Here is a 17,248-nt window from a genome sequence, read left to right as displayed (position 1 = left end):
GCTCAGCGAGACTGTAGTCGTAGGGTGCCTGCTCATCTGTCTATACGCGGATGTAGAGCGCCGCGCGTTTGGCTGCAAAATGCCAGATGTCCGCCATGGAAAGCACGGGTTCCTGCTGGAAGCCTGTCTACAACCTCTTCGAAGCATCCAACATGGGGATCATGAGCGTCAATGCTAGAAACATGAAGAATGTTTCTGGCAGAAAGATGGATGTGAAGGACGCCGAGTGGATTGCAGACTTGCTGTAACATGGGCTGCTGAATGTGAGCTATATTCCGAAACGGGAACAACGTGAGCTGAGGGAACTGTCACGGTACAGGAAAAGCCTGATTGCCGAGTGCGTGCGTGAACTTAACCGTCTGCAAAGGATGCTGGAAGGGGGCAACATCAAACTTTCCAGCGTGGTTTCCGCCATCAACGGCAAAAGTTCGCGCAACCTCTTGCAAAAACCGTTAGGGGATTTTTGCGCTTTTTCAGCCTTAGCACAAAGGTTCTCACGCTAATAAACGATAAAGTGCTGAGTATGTAAATTGCGTTGCTGAATGAATGCGCCGAGCGTATTATCTAGAAGGGGGTATGAACAAATGACTTCGGTGGAGAAAATACGGAAGTTGAGGGAAATCCAACTGCGGGAAAATTTAGCAAGGATTATTACAGTTAAAAATGAAAACTTTCTTTGCAAAACGATTCAATTCGCAGAAGATGAAGATGACTGGGCTTACGATGTCGAGGTGCTCAACGACCCCGCATTTGAGTATATGGTGATTGAGGGATGCTGCATCAAGAGCATCGAGGAAGTGCCGCAATATTTGGCATGATAGTTTCTGGCATAAAAATATTAAAAACTAATGGGGAAGTGATGTCAATGGTCGTGAAAGAATTTGACAAGGTTTTGTTGAAAACGGGGGAAATGGCATATATTGCTGATGTCATTGTTCCTGCAAAAGCGTACGTGGTTGACATCAATAAACCTGATGGGGTTATCGAAACAGATGTTATCGAGCACGAGGATATTGAAGGCGTGATTGTTGACGAGATGTCAGAACAGCAGCTGGCGTGAGCTGTACCCACAAACGAATAAGGGAAAAGCACTGTGAAAAATGCCCACAGTGCTTTTTTTGTACCCTTTTTAGGAGGTGAAGCCATTGCATCAAGCATCGAGAGAGGAGCTTCTGCGGCTCTTGCCGAGTGTAGAGCTGCCCGAGTGCGTCGCGAAGCCGCTCTATGAGGCGGGTGTCATGCGTGCCTTGGAGGACTACGAGGAAGAGGGCGTCTTGACGGGCTATGAGGTTGACCCGAACGTCGTTTCATTTGCAAGTAAATTTTACCACAAAAAGGCGGTCCGCCACTCGAAAGAGTTTGCGGACCGCCTTTGTTATTAGAGCCGCGCTATTTCACAGCCCCTTTTGTGTTGCCAAGCGTCTTTTCAGCGCACGATGACGGAAACGCCATCGGGGATGACGGTGACTTTTGCGTCCTTGCCTTTGATCTCGAAGGCGCGCTTCAATGCCTCGTCGAAGGTCAGTGCGTGCTCCATGTGCATGTCGCGAATCATCTGCGGATCGCAGAGGTCCGTGACCATGATGACGGTGAAGCAGTCGAGGATTCGCGCGAGGATCTGCATCTCCCACTGGTCGGGCAGCGTGTCTTCCTGCGGCGTCGCTTCGATCTGGTCGAGCAGTTCGCGCGGCGTCTTTGCGGCCTTCAAGGTCTTGTAGAAGGACTCGCCGCCGTGACCGTCGTTGCAGGCCGCGACCATGATGATGACGCCGCCCTCGTTGCAGTTCGCCTCGGCCGCCGTCATGCCCTTGACCGCCTGATAGATGTTCTGGTCGAGCGGGTAGCCGCCGTTCGTCGATACGACGATGTCGGACGGGTTGCGAGGAATCTCGGCGAGTGTGCGCACGTAGTCGCAGCCCGTGACGTGCGCTTCCTGGCTATCGCCGGCAAAGGCGGCGATGACTTCTTTTTCCGCATTGATGACGACGTTCAGAATGAAGGCGAGCTTCGCTTCTTTCGCCGCGTGGAGCATGTCGCGGTGGATGGGGTTGCCGTCGAGGATGCCCGTGCGCGCCTTGTCACTCTTGATGAACTTGCTGCAGTGGTTTGCCATGACCGTCTTGGCGGAAGCGATGCCGGGCAGGATCGCCTTGCGGCCGCCCGAGAAGCCTGCGAAGAAGTGCGACTCGATGAAACCTTCGGCGATGAGCAGATCGGTGTCGATGGCTGCACGGTTGATGAGCAGCTTGCCGCCCGACGGCAGGAGGCCGAGATCCGCCATCGCCGCGTCGTCCTGCGAATCGTGGATGATGATCTTTTCGTTCTTGACGATATCCTCGCCGAAGCGGTCGACGAGTTCTTCATGCGTCGTCGCACGGTGGAAGCCCGTCGCGATGAGGATTGAGATGTCGATCTCGGGATTCGCCTCGCGGATGCGGCGCAGGAGGATCGGCATCGTCACGCGGCTCGGCACGGGGCGCGTGTGGTCGCTTGTGATGATGACCATACGCTTCTTGCCCTTGACGAGTTCTTCGAGCTTCGGACTGCCGATCGCGTTATCGAGTGCACGCTCGACGATTTCCGCCTGCGTGCCGGGCTGCTCCTTGCCCTCCGGGTGGGATTCGAGCACGCCGAGGAAGTTCTCGTCCGGCACATCGATCGTCATCTTGCCCTTGCTGTAAGGAATTTTCAACTGCATTATTCCACGCTCCTTTTGTATTGTTTATGTCTTAGCAGGTCTTATTATATCATAGAGGGAATCGCTTGGGCAATGAAAGGAATTGCGCTTGCGAGAAAATTCCATTATAATGAAGGCGATGCAGAAGAGTGCGGGATATGTGCGCTCCCTGCGCTGGGATACGAGAAGGATGGAGGGCTTTTGAACGATGGCACAGAGATTTCATACTTTGGAAGTAGCGGGCATCCGCAGGGAACTGCCGATCTTGAACGTGACGGATGAGCTGGCGATCGCGGGATTCATCATGCTCGGCGACGTCGAGCTTACGGATGCTTGTGCAAGGGCTTTGGCTGAGAAGGTGCCGAAGGAGACGGAAGTCCTCCTGACGGCAGAGACAAAGGGCATACCGCTCGCGGCGGAGCTCGCGCGCTGTCTCGACATGAAGCGCTACGTCGTCGCGCGCAAGTCGGTCAAGGCGTACATGGAGGACGCCATTTGGGTCGAGGATCGTTCCATTACGACGAAGGGCGTGCAGAAGCTCTGCCTCGACGGCGCGGACAAGGCGCGCATTGCAGGGAAGAATGTGCTGCTTCTTGACGACGTGGTGTCGACGGGCGGCTCGATGAAGGCGCTGACGGAGCTTGCGGACAAGGCGGGCGGCAAGATCGTCGGCGAAGCGTGCGTGCTGGCGGAGGGCAAGGCGGCAGAGAGGAAGGATTTGATCTTCTTGGAAGCGCTGCCGCTTTTCGATGCGAAATGAGCGGGAGAGTTGCGAAAAACATCAGAAAAGGTGTTGACAAACGAGGCGAGAACCGCTAGAATATACTCTGTCAGTCAGCACGTGCGTGTGCGGCGGGCAAATCAAGCGGAAGTAGCTCAGTGGTAGAGCACCACCTTGCCAAGGTGGGGGTCGCGAGTTCGAGCCTCGTTTTCCGCTCCATATATGCGGAAGTAGCTCAGTGGTAGAGCACCACCTTGCCAAGGTGGGGGTCGCGAGTTCGAGCCTCGTTTTCCGCTCCATTTGCTTTTGAGATCTCGCAACGCTTTTGCAGGTTGCGAGAATTTCTTTCCCTAAATTGAGGGGTGGCTTCTCCGGGCCTATAGCTCAGTTGGTTAGAGCATCCGGCTCATAACCGGTCGGTCCCAGGTTCGAGTCCTGGTGGGCCCACCATGCTTCATGCAGGGGGAATGACATGTCCTGGTAGCTCAGTTGGATCAGAGTATTTGACTACGAATCAAAGGGTCGGGGGTTCGAGTCCCTCCCAGGACACCATTTTCAACACAAAAGATTTTCCGAAAAGAAAGTCAAAAAAGTGTTGACAAGCAGGAGAGAATCCTGTATCATTGTACAAGTCGCCGTGAGGCGGCGCGCAAGGGGTCAAATGGGTGCAAGAGTTTTTGATTGTGATATCGTTCTGGCGAACGAACGTTGAAAAAACTGCTTGACAAGAAAAACTCCATGCGATACAATAACAAAGCCGATTTGCAAGAAACGGCGAACGGCCGAAGCGATTCGGCGGTGTTCCTTGAAAACTAAACAATGCAGAAATGAATCATCTATATGATTCAAGCCAGATGTCCATCAAGAGAAATCTTGATGAAACATCGATTGTGAACTACATTTGTAAAAGCAATCGACAATTTCTTTATGCGATTCGAAAGAATCGTATCCAAAGATAAAAAGAGCCAATTCGGCTCTCTGCAAACTGCAAGCAGTTTTCTCCACCACGACTGTCCTACGGTTGGGGTTGGAGAAAAAACGCAGGGATTTTTGTGCTAGGCGAGGCGCAGCGAAGCGACGCCCCGGAAGCGCACTCATGTGCGCTGAGGACGCGACGCGAAACTGCAACGAAGCATAGCGCAAAAAGACCAAGTTTTTTCGGAGAGTTTGATCCTGGCTCAGGACGAACGCTGGCGGCGTGCTTAACACATGCAAGTCGAACGGGAACCTTTATTTCGGTAAAGGTGAGAGTGGCAAACGGGTGAGTAACACGTAGGCAACCTGCCGACAGGATGGGGACAACATTCCGAAAGGAATGCTAATACCGAATGGAGTCCGGAGATGGCATCATCTCCGGATAAAAGATGGCCTCTGAATATGCTATCGCCTGTCGATGGGCCTGCGTCTGATTAGCCAGTTGGCGGGGTAACGGCCCACCAAAGCGACGATCAGTAGCCGGTCTGAGAGGATGAACGGCCACATTGGGACTGAGACACGGCCCAGACTCCTACGGGAGGCAGCAGTGGGGAATCTTCCACAATGGGCGAAAGCCTGATGGAGCAACGCCGCGTGAGTGAAGAAGGTCTTCGGATCGTAAAGCTCTGTTGCACGGGACGAAAACCGAGCTTGAGAATATTGAGTTTGGGTGACGGTACCGAGCGAGGAAGCCACGGCTAACTACGTGCCAGCAGCCGCGGTAATACGTAGGTGGCGAGCGTTGTCCGGAATTATTGGGCGTAAAGGGAGCGCAGGCGGACATATAAGTCCATCTTAAAAGTGCGGGGCTCAACCCCGTGAGGGGATGGAAACTGTATGCCTTGAGTGCAGGAGAGGAAAGCGGAATTCCCAGTGTAGCGGTGAAATGCGTAGATATTGGGAGGAACACCAGTGGCGAAGGCGGCTTTCTGGACTGTAACTGACGCTGAGGCTCGAAAGCCAGGGGAGCGAACGGGATTAGATACCCCGGTAGTCCTGGCCGTAAACGATGAATGCTAGGTGTAGGAGGTATCGACCCCTCCTGTGCCGGAGTTAACGCAATAAGCATTCCGCCTGGGGAGTACGGTCGCAAGACTGAAACTCAAAGGAATTGACGGGGGCCCGCACAAGCGGTGGAGTATGTGGTTTAATTCGACGCAACGCGAAGAACCTTACCAGGGCTTGACATTGAGTGAAAGAGCTAGAGATAGCTTCCTCCCTTCGGGGACACGAAAACAGGTGGTGCATGGCTGTCGTCAGCTCGTGTCGTGAGATGTTGGGTTAAGTCCCGCAACGAGCGCAACCCCTGTCCTTTGTTGCCAGCGCGTAATGGCGGGAACTCAAAGGAGACTGCCGCGGAGAACGCGGAGGAAGGCGGGGATGACGTCAAGTCATCATGCCCCTTATGTCCTGGGCTACACACGTACTACAATGGGATGGACAGAGGGAAGCGAAGGCGCGAGCCGGAGCGGACCCCACAAACCATCCCCCAGTTCGGATTGCAGGCTGCAACCCGCCTGCATGAAGTCGGAATCGCTAGTAATCGCAGGTCAGCATACTGCGGTGAATACGTTCCCGGGCCTTGTACACACCGCCCGTCACACCACGGAAGTCATTCACGCCCAAAGCCGGTGGGCCAACCGCAAGGAGGCAGCCGTCTAAGGCGGGGGCGATGACTGGGGTGAAGTCGTAACAAGGTAGCCGTATCGGAAGGTGCGGCTGGATCACCTCCTTTCTAAGGTTACTGAGCTGTCGAAGAAGCAAGCCCGTAAGGGTGCAGCTGATTCGGAAACAGCTCGTACGCGAAAACGTCCCAAGAACGCGAGCCGAAAGGCGAAGCGTGATTGGCAGACGTTGACCGCGCGAGTCGTTGAAAGATAGCTTGATCTTAAGTCGAGGCATCAGGTTTTCTGCATTGTCTAGTTTTGAGGGAACACAAATCTCTCAAACTTGACCTTCTCGCTGGATTATAACAGCGGCAAGGTCAGGCGTACCTTGAAAACTACACAGAAGACAAAATGAAAGAAAATCATCGAACGCTGTGAGAAATCACGGCAAAGATTTTCCGAACATTTTAGGATCACAAACCAAACCAAGAACATCAGAAATGATGCCTTGAGGCGAAACACACGATGAACATCGTGGAAAAGTCAAGCTACGAAAGGCATACGGTGGATGCCTTGGCGTCAGGAGTCGAAGAAGGACGCGATAAGCTGCGAAAAGCCGTGGGGAGCCGCAAATAGGCCTCGATCCACGGATATCCGAATGGGGCAACCCAGTGCGAGTCATGTCGCACTACCCGAAAGGGAGACAAACCCGGTGAACTGAAACATCTAAGTAGCCGGAGGAAAAGTAATCAAACGAGATTCCCCCAGTAGCGGCGAGCGAAGCGGGAAGAGCCCAAACCGAAAGCTTTCGGGCTTTCGGGGTTGAGGACCAGCACAAAGGGAAAGCAGTCTAGTGGAACGGCATGGGAAGGCCGGGCGAAGAGAGTGAGACCCTCGTACACGAAAGGCTGAAGAACGGGCTGGAATCCAGAGTACCACGGGACACGAGGAACCCTGTGGGAAGCCGGGTGGACCACCATCCAAGGCAAAATACTACCTGACGACCGATAGAGGAAAGTACCGTGAGGGAAAGGCGAAAAGAACCGCGGGAGCGGAGTGAAATAGAACCTGAAACCGTATGTCCACAAGCAGTCGAAGCGCTTTATATGCGCGACGGCGTGCCTATTGAAGAATGAACCGGCGAGTTATCCTGTCGAGCGAGGTTAAGCGGAAAACGCGGAGCCGAAGCGAAAGCGAGTCTTAAAAGGGCGAAGAGTTCGACGGGGTAGACCCGAAACCACAGTGATCTATGCATGGCCAGGCTGAAACTCAGGTAAAATTGAGCGGAGGGCCGAACCCGTGAGTGTTGAAAAACTTTGGGATGAGCTGTGCATAGGGGTGAAATGCCAATCGAACGTGGAGATAGCTGGTTCTCCCCGAAATAGCTTTAGGGCTAGCCTCGAGTGATGCATGCAGACGGTAGAGCACTGATCGGGCAAGGGGGCGTAAAGCCTACCGACCCCAGTCAAACTGCGAATGGCTGCATGTCAAGCTCGGGAGTCAGCGTGCGAGTGATAAGACCCGTACGCAAGAGGGAAACAGCCCAGACCGCCAGCTAAGGTCCCCAATGCTGTACTAAGTGGAAAAGGATGTAGGAATTCGAAAACAACCAGGATGTTGGCTCAGAAGCAGCCACCATTTAAAGAGTGCGTAATAGCTCACTGGTCGAGAGTCCCTGCGCCGAAAATATCCGGGGCTCAAGTACAGAACCGAAGCTGCGGCTGCATACGAAAGTATGCGGGGTAGGGGAGCGTACCATGCGCGGCGAAGCCGTACCGGAAGGAGCGGTGGAGCGCATGGCAGTGAGAATGCCGGTATGAGTAGCGAAAAGGCCAGCAAGAATCTGGCCCACCGAAAGCCTGAGGTTTCCTGGGCAACGCTCGTCGTCCCAGGGTCAGTCGGGACCTAAGCCGAGGCAGCAAGCATAGGCGATGGACAACTGGCAAACATTCCAGTACCGCAGGGAGTCGTTTGAGTGATGGAGTGACGCAGGAGGGAGCTTGGGCGCGCGAATGGAAGAGCGTGTCGAAGCCGGTAGGCTGCAAGGGAGGCAAATCCCCCTTGTAAAAGCCGAGACGTGACAGGGAGGCAAACCTATGGGTGAGCCGAAGCCAAGCGGACCACACTGCCGAGAAAAGCTTCTAGCGAGACGAACTGCGCCCGTACCGAAACCGACACAGGCAGGCAGGGAGAGGATCCTAAGGTGCGCGGGAAAACCCTCGTTAAGGAACTCTGCAAATTGCATCCGTAACTTCGGGAAAAGGATGGCCGGAACTGGTGAAGACCCATGCGGTTGGAGCTGGGGCCGGCGACAGAAGAGAAGCCCAAGCGACTGTTTACCACAAACACAGGTGCCTGCAAAAGAGAAATCTGACGTATAGGTGCTGACGCCTGCCCGGTGCTGGAAGGTTAAGGGGAGAGGTCAGGAGCAATCCGAAGCCTTGAGCTGAAGCCCCAGTAAACGGCGGCCGTAACTATAACGGTCCTAAGGTAGCGAAATTCCTTGTCGGGTAAGTTCCGACCCGCACGAAAGGCGTAACGATTTGGGCACTGTCTCGACGAGGGGCCCGGTGAAATTGAAATACCTGTGAAGATGCAGGTTACCCGCGACTGGACAGAAAGACCCCATGGAGCTTTACTGCAGCTTGGCATTGATGCCCGGCGAATGATGTACAGGATAGGTGGGAGGCTAAGAAAGGCGGCCGCAAGGACGCCCGGAGCCGCTGTTGGGATACCACCCTTCATTCGCTGGTCATCTAACCGGAGTAGTTACGACACTCGGGACAGTGCCAGGTGGGCAGTTTGACTGGGGCGGTCGCCTCCGAAAGAGCAACGGAGGCGTCCAAAGGTTCCCTCAGCGCGGACAGAAATCGCGCGAAGAGCATAAAGGCAGAAGGGAGCTTGACTGCGAGACCGACAAGTCGAGCAGGTACGAAAGTAGGGCTTAGTGATCCGGTGGAATGAGAGTGGAATTGCCATCGCTCAACGGATAAAAGCTACCCTGGGGATAACAGGCTAATCTCTCCCAAGAGTCCATATCGACGGGGAGGTTTGGCACCTCGATGTCGGCTCATCACATCCTGGGGCTGAAGCAGGTCCCAAGGGTTGGGCTGTTCGCCCATTAAAGTGGTACGTGAGCTGGGTTCAGAACGTCGTGAGACAGTTCGGTCCATATCCATCGCGGGCGGAAGAAACCTGAAGGGGGCTGCTCCTAGTACGAGAGGACCGGAGTGGACGGACCAACGGTGTACCAGTCATGGCGCCAGCCGTGCAGCTGGGTAGCTGCGTCCGGAAAGGATAAACGCTGAAAGCATCTAAGCGTGAAACCAGCCCTAAGATGAAGTTTCTCACGGAGTAATCCGGTAAGGCGCCTCAAAGACGATGAGGTTGATAGGCGGGGAGTGGAAGCGCCGCAAGGCGTGCAGCCGACCCGTACTAATACGCCGAGGGCTTGACTTATTACCTAAAATGTTCCATTGAGTCTTCTGTATAGTTTTGAAGGTATGCTATGCAAACCTTCTGCTGACCTGTCCAAGAGGCGAAGCCGATTGGGTAACAGGTCGCATGCGAAAACGTCCCAAGAATGCAAGCGCGAAGCGCGTCGCATGATTGGCTGACGTTGACCGCTAGAAATCCAGTGGCGATAGCTGAGTGGTTCCACCTGTTCCCATCCCGAACACAGTCGTTAAGCACTCATACGTCGAAAGTACTTGGTTGGAGACGACCTGGGAGGATAGAAAGCTGCTGGTTTTATTCCTCGATAGCTCAGTCGGTAGAGCGCCTGACTGTTAATCAGGTTGTCGCAGGTTCGATCCCTGCTCGAGGAGCCATTTTACCCCTGGGGTAATTGGGGTATAGCCAAGTCGGTTAAGGCACGGGACTTTGACTCCCGCATCGTTGGTTCGAGTCCAGCTACCCCAGCCAGTATGGTTCACTAGCTCAGTTGGTAGAGCACCTGACTTTTAATCAGGTTGTCCCGGGTTCGACCCCCGGGTGAGCCACCACGGTGGCTTATCTAGTGACTGGCTTGACCATCTCACATCATGACTCACTAGCTCAATTGGTAGAGCATCTGACTCTTAATCAGCAGGTTCGGGGTTCGAGTCCCCGGTGGGTCACCATCTTGTTGATTTCACCTTCGGGTGTTTCATATTTTCCCTTCCTGGGGATAAGGCTTGTAGCGGGCGATTAGCTCAGCTGGGAGAGCGCCTGCCTTACAAGCAGGATGTCAGCAGTTCGATCCTGTTATCGCCCACCAATGTGGCCCGGTAGTTTAGTTGGTTAGAATGCCGCCCTGTCACGGCGGAGGTCAGGGGTTCAAGTCCCCTTCGGGTCGCCATTTATGCCTCGGTAGCTCAGTTGGCAGAGCAGGGGACTGAAAATCCCCGTGTCGGCGGTTCGATTCCGTCCTGAGGCACCACTTCTTTTGCTGGTGTAGCTCAATAGGCAGAGCAGCTGACTTGTAATCAGCAGGTTGGGAGTTCGATTCTTCTCGCCAGCTCCACTTAGCTTAGATGCGGGTGTAGCTCAATGGTAGAGCTCCAGCCTTCCAAGCTGATCACGTGGGTTCGATTCCCATCACCCGCTCCATTTTTTGCATGCCGGGGTGGCGAAACTGGCAGACGCAGGGGACTTAAAATCCCCCGGTTGGTGACAACCATACCGGTTCGATTCCGGTCCTCGGCACCATCTGATTTCCATATCGCCAAAAATTCAACATGCGGTCGTGGCGGAATGGCAGACGCGCTAGCTTCAGGCGCTAGTGATGGCAACATCGTGGAGGTTCAAGTCCTCTCGACCGCACCATATCATCTAAATTTCATATCTCAACATGCGGTTGTGGCGGAACTGGCAGACGCGCTATCTTGAGGGGGTAGTGTTCACAAGACGTATGGGTTCAAGTCCCATCAACCGCACCACTTGAATTCAAGGCTCAGCGATTGCTGAGCTTTTTTGTTGCAGAAAGGAGAAACGATCATGCTGCAGTCGGAGAAGGTCAAGACGGCGATCGAGGCGGTGGAGGCGTGCTGCGGCAAGTGTGAAATCTGCTCGCCAGATTGTCCTGTCTTTGTGGCGAAACGGGCGCTATCGACGCTTTTCACTGATTTGGAAGAATATGAAGCTTCCATGGACGAAGGCACGCCTTGAAGCTCTTGTCACAGGCGAGAAAATATTATATGATAATGCTGATGTAAGTTTGGATGTCTGAAGTGATGTACCCTTGGAAGGGGTTTGAGATATGTTTGGCATGTCAATGGATATCGGGATTGATTTGGGGACGGCGAATGTGCTTGTTTTCGTCAAGGGCAAGGGCGTCGTCCTGCGTGAGCCTTCGGTCGTGGCGATGGATCGCGATTCGGGACGCGTCCTGGCAATCGGCGAGGAGGCACGCCGCATGATTGGGCGCACGCCCGGCAACATCGCGGCGATCCGTCCGCTGCGTTCGGGCGTCATCGCCGATTATGATATGACGGAGCGCATGATCCGCTTCTTCATTGAGAAGGTCACGGGCAAGAGCTTCGTATTTCGTCCGCGCATCATGATCTGTATCCCGTCGGGCGTCACGACGGTCGAGCAGCGCGCTGTGCAGGAGGCGGCGGAGCAGGCCGGTGCGCGCTACTCACAGCTCATCGAAGAGCCGTTGGCGGCGGCCTTGGGCGCGGGACTCAACATCGAGGAGCCGAACGGCTCGATGGTCGTCGACATTGGCGGCGGCACGACGGATGTCGCCGTCATCAGCCTTGGCGGCATCGTGAACAGCGCGAGCCTGCGCATCGCGGGCGATACGTTTGACGAGGCGATCATCGCTTATGTTAAGCGCGAGTACAACATGCTGATCGGCGAGCGCACGGCGGAGGATATCAAGGTCAATGTCGGCGCGGCCTTTTTCGGCGCGCGCGACGCTTCGATGGAGGTGCGCGGCCGTGACCTTCTGTCGGGATTGCCAAAGACGATCACGGTGACGTCGAAGAATGCGGCGGAAGCGCTTGAGACTCCTGTGACGGGCATCGTACAGTGCGTGAAGAAGGTGCTTGAGGAAACGCCGCCGGAACTTGCAGCGGACATCATGGATCGCGGCATTGTCATGACGGGCGGCGGCGCACTGCTCTACGGACTCGATGAGCTTCTGCGCCGCGAGACGGGCATCGCTGCTGCTCTGGCAGAGGATCCGATGTCGTGCGTTGCCTTCGGCACGGGCAAGGCGCTTGAGTACATCGGCATGTCGGCGGAACGTGTGAAGTTCCTGTCAAAATAAAGCTTTTTGCCCTCTTATGATTTGAGGAAAAATGCCGATAAAAAGTATAAGGAATTTTGCAATTTGTAAGTATACATCTGCTATGCTGCGGATGATGACAAGGAGGCCTTTCCATGCTGCGTGGCTTGTACGTTGCGGCGTCCGGCATGATTACCGAGACGAATCGCACGGATGTGATTGCCAACAACCTCGCGAATGCAGCTTCGTCTGGTTACAAGAGGGACGAGGCGATCAATCAGGAGTTTGCACCTATGCTGCTGAAGCGCATCAATGACAACCAGGACGATGCGGTCACGTCCTTTCGCGGTTTCCGCTTAGAGCAGGGGCCGCCGCGCGTCGGTAATCTCGGGCTTGGCGCCTATACGGCGGAGATTGCTACCGATCACGTGCAGGGCAGTATGAAGACGACAGGCAACATGCTTGACCTCGCTGTTTCAGGCGAGGGATATTTTGCTATCCAGACGCCCCAGGGCGTGCGCTACACGCGTGACGGCAGTTTCTACCGGCAGGCAAACGGTGCGCTTGTGACGGCACGCGGACAGGCTGTCCTGAATGCGCAGAACCGTCCGATCATGCTGCCCGACAGTGCAAACATCACGATCGGTGCCAAAGGTGAGATCATGGACGGACAAAGACGCATCGACACCTTGCAGTTTGTGCAGTTCGACGATCGCCGTGCCGTCCTCAAACAGGGCGATAACCTTTATCGGCCGCAGCAGGGGGCTGAGCCGCAGGCGGCGACGGGGGACATTCAGCAGGGCATGCTCGAAAATTCCAATGTTAACATTGCGAGCGAGATGGTCAGCCTGATCAATAACTATCGCATCTATGAAGCGGGTTCGCGTGCGCTTGTGACGCAGGATTCGATGACGGACAAGACGGTCAATGAGGTCGGTCGGACGAGCTGATGATGTGAGGGATTCTAGGGATAGGGATTTGTTAATTTTTCGGATTTAACGCAGATGGGAGATTTTGCATTATGATGAGAGCACTTTGGTCCGCAGCTTCGGGCATGAAGGCGCAGCAGGACAATATGGACGTCGTTGCGCACAATATTGCGAATGTCAATACCTTCGGTTCTAAGAAGGTGCGCGCGGAATTTCAAGATCTCGTTTACCAGAACTTGCGCGCTGCAGGTGCACAGAGCGGCGCCGATTCGCAGTATCCGACGGGGTTGGCCATCGGCCTCGGCACGCGCACGGCGGCGACGCAGCGCATCTTCACGCAGGGAAACCTGCAGTCTTCGGGCAATCCGACCGATGTCGCCATCCAGGGCGAGGGCTTCTTCCGCATTGAGATGCCGGACGGCACGATCGCTTACACGCGTGACGGCTCTTTCAAGCTCGACCAGAACCGCCGCCTCGTGACGACGGACGGTTATCCTTTGGCGGACGGTATCACGCTCGATGCCAATGCACCGAGCGATAGCATCGTCATCGCGGGCGATGGTCAGGTCTCGTGCACGCCGGCAGGCGGCAACGTGACAGCTGTTGGACAGATCACGCTGTCGCGCTTCGTGAATCCTGCAGGCCTCTTTGCAATCGGCAAGAATTTGTTCAAGGAGACGGACGCTTCGGGCAACGCGATTGACTCCAACCCTGGAGAAGAGGGAGCGGGCACGCTGACACAGGGCGTCGTCGAGATGTCGAACATCCAGATCGTCGAAGAGATGGTCAATATGATCGTGGCGCAGCGCGCGTACGAATCGAATTCCAAGGCGATTACGACGTCGGATTCTATGCTTGAGATTGCGAACTCCCTCAAGCGCTGATGAAGGGATAAAACGTGAAGGCTAAGGCGGCGACAGCACTCTTCTTGGTGTTCGTCGCCCTTTTCCTCGCTTCGGCGGGGACGGTGGAAGCGGCGCGCTTTTCTCAAACCGTCAGCGCCGCTGAGTTCGAGCATATGACGGACGAGAAGATGGCCGCGCTCCTTAAGGACAAGGGCGAGACGCGTCGCTACGAGGTGGCTCTCGTAAAACCGCCTCGGGACATGAAACTGCCGGCGGGCGAGGTTTCGTTCTCAGTGGAAGCTCCACTGGGGCTTCTGTACGACCGCCGCACACCGATCTACGTTTCGGTGCTCTTGGATGGCAGGCCATATCGTCGGGCGCTTTCCTATTATACCGTTCGCGTTTACGATACGGTTCTCGTCGCGTCGCGCAATCTCTTTCCCGAGCAGGCATTGTCGGAAGCGGATATGCGTTTCGAGGAGCGTGAGGTGACGCGCGTGCGTGGACGCTGCTTGAAGGACAAGGGCGAAGTGCTCGGGCATGTCGTCTCGCGCATGGTTCAGGAAGGGGCGGTGCTCTCCGAGGATCTCCTGCGCCAGCCAGTCGTGATGGAATCGGGCGCGGCGGTGACGATCGTTTCGCGTTACAACGGCATAGAGGTGCGTGTTTCAGGAGTCGCGCTCACACGAGGTCGCGTGGGGCAGAAGATCCGCGTGCGTAATGCGGCTTCCCGCAAGGTGATGCTCGCACGGGTATTGGATGCCTCTACGGTCGAGATTGGGTCTTGAGAAGGGGACATTATGAGAAATAGCAGGAAATGGCAGTCTTTCGTGCTCGCCGGTGTTTTCGGCGGAGCGCTCTTCTTCGCTCCTACGGTCTTTGCGCAGTCCCTGTGGGCGGATGCTACGGAGGGTACGTCCTACGGCGTCTTTGCCGACCGCAAAGCGCATAATGTGGGCGATACTCTGACGATCGTGATCAGCGAAAAGACGACGACGACACAGACGAAATCTCGCAAGAACGGAAAGTCAGCTTCGACGAAGCTCAATGCGGGCGCGGGCATCTTTGATTTTTTGACTGCGGCTTCGGCAGGCGGATCCGATTCGTGGAAGGCGGACGGATCTGCCAAGGATTCGAGCAATTTCTCGGGCAATATTGCGGTGACGGTCGTTGAGGTGCAGCCAAACGGCAACATGGTCGTCGAGGGCACGCAGTCCATTTGGCAGAACAAGGACGAACACAAGATTACATTGCGCGGCATCGTGCGGCGCGATGATGTGACGTATGAAAATACAGTGCCGTCGACGAAGGTGGCGGACGCTACCGTGCGCTTCGACGGCAAGGGACCCTTGAACGCGAAGCAGCGCCAAGGAATCCTCACGCAGATACTCAACATTCTGTTCTAGTCGAATTGCCTTTTTGATGGCGTTCGAGTTCCTTGACTTTGGGGAGGCAATTCTATGAAGAAGATTTTTGCGTGCGTTGCCGCGCTTTTCCTCGTCGTCATGATGAGCGCGACGGTTTTTGCAGAGTCGGCAATGACGCGCATCAAGGATATCGCGAAAGTGCAGGGCGTGCGCTCGAACCAGCTCATGGGTTACGGCCTCGTCGTCGGTCTCAACGGCACGGGTGACTCAAATAAGACACTCGAAACCTTGCAGTCCGTGGCGAATATGCTGCGCGAGTACGGCGTGACAATCAACAAGGCGGACTTGAAGACGAAGAACGTCGCGGCCGTTATGGTCACGGCGACGCTGCCGCCCTTCGTGCGCGAAGGCGACAACATCGACATCACCGTGTCTTCGATGGGCGATGCGAAGAGCCTCGCGGGCGGTACGCTGCTGCAGACGCCGCTTCGTGCGGCGAACGGCACGGTCTACGCCGTCGGGCAAGGCCCTGTGGCTACGGGCGGGTTTTCCGCAGGCTCGGGCGGCGGCTCACAGCAGAAGAACTTCCCGACTGTCGGCACGACGCCGGGCGGCGCTATCGTGGAGCGCAGTGTCGAGGACGATGACATCGGCGCGAATGGTACGATGTCACTTTCGTTGAACAAGGCGGACTTTACGACGGCGGCGCGCATCGCGCAGGCAATCAACTCACAGTACGGCAGTATCGCGCGAGCGGCGAATCCCGGGCGCATCGACATCTCTGTGCCCGCCTACTATCGCGGCAATATCGTCACTTTCGTTGCGAGTCTTGAGGATCTTCCCGTCATGCCGGACAATGTTGCCAAGGTTGTCGTCAACGAGCGCACGGGCACGATCGTCATGGGCGGCAACATCGCCGTCGATGAGATCGCCATCACGCAGGGCGGCATTTCCATCAGCATCACGAAGGATCTCACGGTCAACCAACCCCCTCCATTCAGTCCTGGCACGACGGTCGTGGCGGACGATACGAACGTGGAGGCGAAGGAGCAGAAGGCAAGTTCCATCGTGCTGCCCGCGACGGCGAACGTCGGCGATGTCGTCGGCGCATTGAACTCGGTCGGCGCGACGGCGCAGAATATCATTTCCATCCTGCAGGCGATGAAGGCCTCAGGTGCGCTCCATGCAGAGCTGGAAATCATTTGACGAGGTGAGACGGTATGCAGATTTTTGACGCTTTACATGCGGATGCTCTCCATGGACAGGGGGCGGCGAACAGCTCTTTGGAACAGGCGAAGGAGCGCGCTGACAGCGTGCAGTTTTCAGATAAACTGAAGGAGGCGCGGAAGTCGCTCTCTCCCGAAAAGGGGCAGAAAGCGCAGACTTCTGCCGAGGAAGCAGCGGCGAACAAGAAACTCATGGATGCCTGCAAGGGCTTTGAGACGATGTTCCTCGATATCATGTATCGTCAGATGCGCCAGACTGTGCCGAAGGATACGCTCTTCGGACACGACAATACGGATGACATCTTAGAATCCATGCGCGATACAGCCATGGTGGAAAAGATGTCGGAAGCAGGCGGCATCGGTCTCGCCAAGACGCTCTACGAGCAGCTGCAGCGCGAGGCGCATTCGATCAAGGTGGATGCATAGGGAAACAGAAGCAAAAGGCATGGTCAGCGCGGCCATGCCTTTTTTACTATGAAGTCCCAAGAGGTCAAGCCGAAGGCGCAGAGCGATTGGCTAGGCTTCTGTAAGGGCGGCGCACAATGTCCACGAAGTGGACGTTTGTGCGTGTAGTTTACTATGAAGCCCCAAGAGGTCAAGCCAAAGGCGCAGAGCGATTGGCTAGGCTTCTGTAAGGGCGTGTAGCTTATTGCGATATATAAATTTCTTAAATTTTTCCGTTTGCCA

At 55.4% G+C, this 17,248-nt stretch carries 13 protein-coding genes, 16 tRNA genes, 3 rRNA genes and 1 pseudogene; 32 read left to right on the top strand and 1 reads right to left on the bottom strand.

Features of this window, described 5'->3' with window-relative positions; translation table 11 throughout:
• Positions 1-86: 86 nt before the first annotated feature.
• The 4 genes and pseudogenes from SELSP_RS12585 (at position 87) to SELSP_RS10055 (ending at position 1,382) form a co-directional block, all read left to right on the top strand.
• Positions 87-503: pseudogene (locus SELSP_RS12585) on the top strand (IS110 family transposase).
• Between the two features lie 81 nt (positions 504-584).
• The gene (locus SELSP_RS10065; protein ID WP_006194066.1) at positions 585-818 is read left to right on the top strand and encodes a hypothetical protein; all 234 of its coding nucleotides are present in this window, start codon (positions 585-587) and stop codon (positions 816-818) included.
• Between the two features lie 47 nt (positions 819-865).
• Entirely contained in the window at positions 866-1,060 is a 195-nt protein-coding gene (locus SELSP_RS10060) for a hypothetical protein (protein ID WP_013741002.1), read from the top strand.
• Between the two features lie 76 nt (positions 1,061-1,136).
• Entirely contained in the window at positions 1,137-1,382 is a 246-nt protein-coding gene (locus SELSP_RS10055) for a hypothetical protein (RefSeq protein WP_006194068.1), read from the top strand.
• A 44-nt stretch (positions 1,383-1,426) separates the two neighbouring features.
• Here SELSP_RS10055 and larA read toward each other — a convergent pair whose 3' ends face one another.
• Complete coding sequence (gene larA / locus SELSP_RS10050; protein ID WP_006194069.1) at positions 1,427-2,698, bottom strand: nickel-dependent lactate racemase; 1,272 nt, start codon at positions 2,696-2,698, stop codon at positions 1,427-1,429.
• Between the two features lie 187 nt (positions 2,699-2,885).
• On the opposite strand from larA, the gene SELSP_RS10045 reads away from it, so the two are divergent.
• The 28 genes from SELSP_RS10045 to SELSP_RS09910 all read left to right on the top strand — a co-directional run bounded on the left by SELSP_RS10045 (position 2,886) and on the right by SELSP_RS09910 (position 16,987).
• Positions 2,886-3,437 carry a phosphoribosyltransferase family protein gene (locus tag SELSP_RS10045; RefSeq protein WP_006194070.1) on the top strand — a complete coding sequence of 184 codons (552 nt, stop codon included), beginning with the start codon at positions 2,886-2,888 and terminating at the stop codon, positions 3,435-3,437.
• Positions 3,438-3,542: 105 nt separating this feature from the next.
• Positions 3,543-3,617: transfer RNA gene (locus SELSP_RS10040), tRNA-Gly, on the top strand.
• Positions 3,618-3,622: 5 nt separating this feature from the next.
• Positions 3,623-3,697: transfer RNA gene (locus SELSP_RS10035), tRNA-Gly, on the top strand.
• 74 nt (positions 3,698-3,771) lie between these two features.
• Positions 3,772-3,848, top strand: a tRNA-Ile gene (locus SELSP_RS10030).
• A gap of 24 nt (positions 3,849-3,872) precedes the next feature.
• Positions 3,873-3,950, top strand: a tRNA-Arg gene (locus SELSP_RS10025).
• A gap of 603 nt (positions 3,951-4,553) precedes the next feature.
• Positions 4,554-6,108 (top strand): 16S ribosomal RNA (locus SELSP_RS10020).
• A gap of 413 nt (positions 6,109-6,521) precedes the next feature.
• Positions 6,522-9,439: ribosomal RNA gene (locus tag SELSP_RS10015) — 23S ribosomal RNA — on the top strand.
• A 174-nt stretch (positions 9,440-9,613) separates the two neighbouring features.
• A 5S ribosomal RNA gene (gene rrf / locus SELSP_RS10010) occupies positions 9,614-9,730 on the top strand.
• The 16S, 23S and 5S rRNA genes sit together here with 12 tRNA genes alongside, the layout of an rRNA operon.
• 4 nt (positions 9,731-9,734) lie before the next feature.
• A tRNA-Asn gene (locus SELSP_RS10005) sits at positions 9,735-9,810 on the top strand.
• Between the two features lie 18 nt (positions 9,811-9,828).
• Positions 9,829-9,904, top strand: a tRNA-Gln gene (locus SELSP_RS10000).
• Between the two features lie 4 nt (positions 9,905-9,908).
• Positions 9,909-9,984, top strand: a tRNA-Lys gene (locus SELSP_RS09995).
• Positions 9,985-10,025: 41 nt separating this feature from the next.
• Positions 10,026-10,101 (top strand) — tRNA-Lys (locus tag SELSP_RS09990).
• Positions 10,102-10,162: 61 nt separating this feature from the next.
• Positions 10,163-10,238, top strand: a tRNA-Val gene (locus SELSP_RS09985).
• A gap of 4 nt (positions 10,239-10,242) precedes the next feature.
• Positions 10,243-10,319 (top strand) — tRNA-Asp (locus SELSP_RS09980).
• A gap of 5 nt (positions 10,320-10,324) precedes the next feature.
• Positions 10,325-10,400 (top strand) — tRNA-Phe (locus SELSP_RS09975).
• Positions 10,401-10,408: 8 nt separating this feature from the next.
• Positions 10,409-10,484: transfer RNA gene (locus SELSP_RS09970), tRNA-Thr, on the top strand.
• 12 nt (positions 10,485-10,496) lie between these two features.
• Positions 10,497-10,570: transfer RNA gene (locus tag SELSP_RS09965), tRNA-Gly, on the top strand.
• Positions 10,571-10,580: 10 nt separating this feature from the next.
• A tRNA-Leu gene (locus SELSP_RS09960) sits at positions 10,581-10,669 on the top strand.
• A 31-nt stretch (positions 10,670-10,700) separates the two neighbouring features.
• Positions 10,701-10,786 (top strand) — tRNA-Leu (locus SELSP_RS09955).
• A gap of 27 nt (positions 10,787-10,813) precedes the next feature.
• Positions 10,814-10,899 (top strand) — tRNA-Leu (locus SELSP_RS09950).
• A gap of 58 nt (positions 10,900-10,957) precedes the next feature.
• Entirely contained in the window at positions 10,958-11,128 is a 171-nt protein-coding gene (locus SELSP_RS12290; RefSeq protein WP_006190534.1) for a hypothetical protein, read from the top strand.
• 91 nt (positions 11,129-11,219) lie between these two features.
• The gene (gene mreB, locus SELSP_RS09940; RefSeq protein ID WP_006190536.1) at positions 11,220-12,236 is read left to right on the top strand and encodes a rod shape-determining protein MreB; all 1,017 of its coding nucleotides are present in this window, start codon (positions 11,220-11,222) and stop codon (positions 12,234-12,236) included.
• Between the two features lie 113 nt (positions 12,237-12,349).
• Positions 12,350-13,144, top strand: coding sequence for a flagellar hook-basal body protein (locus SELSP_RS09935; RefSeq protein ID WP_006190537.1), 795 nt, complete (start codon positions 12,350-12,352; stop codon positions 13,142-13,144).
• Positions 13,145-13,215: 71 nt separating this feature from the next.
• Entirely contained in the window at positions 13,216-14,007 is a 792-nt protein-coding gene (gene flgG / locus SELSP_RS09930; RefSeq protein WP_006190540.1) for a flagellar basal-body rod protein FlgG, read from the top strand.
• A 14-nt stretch (positions 14,008-14,021) separates the two neighbouring features.
• Positions 14,022-14,756: a flagellar basal body P-ring formation chaperone FlgA gene (gene flgA / locus SELSP_RS09925; RefSeq protein WP_006190546.1), complete on the top strand. Its 735-nt coding sequence runs from the start codon at positions 14,022-14,024 to the stop codon at positions 14,754-14,756.
• A gap of 12 nt (positions 14,757-14,768) precedes the next feature.
• On the top strand, positions 14,769-15,374 hold the full coding sequence (locus SELSP_RS09920; protein ID WP_006190547.1) for a flagellar basal body L-ring protein FlgH: 606 nt from the start codon (positions 14,769-14,771) through the stop codon (positions 15,372-15,374).
• 54 nt (positions 15,375-15,428) lie between these two features.
• Positions 15,429-16,541 carry a flagellar basal body P-ring protein FlgI gene (locus SELSP_RS09915; protein WP_006190551.1) on the top strand — a complete coding sequence of 371 codons (1,113 nt, stop codon included), beginning with the start codon at positions 15,429-15,431 and terminating at the stop codon, positions 16,539-16,541.
• 14 nt (positions 16,542-16,555) lie between these two features.
• Positions 16,556-16,987 (top strand): rod-binding protein, encoded by a 432-nt coding sequence (locus SELSP_RS09910; protein ID WP_006190554.1) that lies wholly within the window; start codon positions 16,556-16,558, stop codon positions 16,985-16,987.
• Positions 16,988-17,248: the final 261 nt, after the last annotated feature.

Origin of the sequence: Selenomonas sputigena ATCC 35185, from assembly GCF_000208405.1 — a bacterium.
Taxonomy (GTDB): Bacteria; Bacillota; Negativicutes; order Selenomonadales; family Selenomonadaceae; genus Selenomonas; species Selenomonas sputigena.
The sequence above is the reverse complement of the archived record's forward strand: the minus strand, read 5'-3'. Positions and strand labels throughout refer to the sequence as shown.

Coding starts and splice junctions, on each gene's coding strand:
- SELSP_RS10065 (WP_006194066.1), top strand. CDS start 585: ATGACTTCGGTGGAGAAAATACGGAAGTTGAGGGAAATCCAACTGCGG.
- SELSP_RS09920 (WP_006190547.1), top strand. CDS start 14,769: ATGAGAAATAGCAGGAAATGGCAGTCTTTCGTGCTCGCCGGTGTTTTC.
- SELSP_RS09910 (WP_006190554.1), top strand. CDS start 16,556: ATGCAGATTTTTGACGCTTTACATGCGGATGCTCTCCATGGACAGGGG.
- SELSP_RS09915 (WP_006190551.1), top strand. CDS start 15,429: ATGAAGAAGATTTTTGCGTGCGTTGCCGCGCTTTTCCTCGTCGTCATG.
- larA (WP_006194069.1), bottom strand. CDS start 2,698: ATGCAGTTGAAAATTCCTTACAGCAAGGGCAAGATGACGATCGATGTG.
- SELSP_RS12290 (WP_006190534.1), top strand. CDS start 10,958: ATGCTGCAGTCGGAGAAGGTCAAGACGGCGATCGAGGCGGTGGAGGCG.
- mreB (WP_006190536.1), top strand. CDS start 11,220: ATGTTTGGCATGTCAATGGATATCGGGATTGATTTGGGGACGGCGAAT.
- SELSP_RS09935 (WP_006190537.1), top strand. CDS start 12,350: ATGCTGCGTGGCTTGTACGTTGCGGCGTCCGGCATGATTACCGAGACG.
- SELSP_RS10060 (WP_013741002.1), top strand. CDS start 866: ATGGTCGTGAAAGAATTTGACAAGGTTTTGTTGAAAACGGGGGAAATG.
- SELSP_RS10045 (WP_006194070.1), top strand. CDS start 2,886: ATGGCACAGAGATTTCATACTTTGGAAGTAGCGGGCATCCGCAGGGAA.
- flgG (WP_006190540.1), top strand. CDS start 13,216: ATGATGAGAGCACTTTGGTCCGCAGCTTCGGGCATGAAGGCGCAGCAG.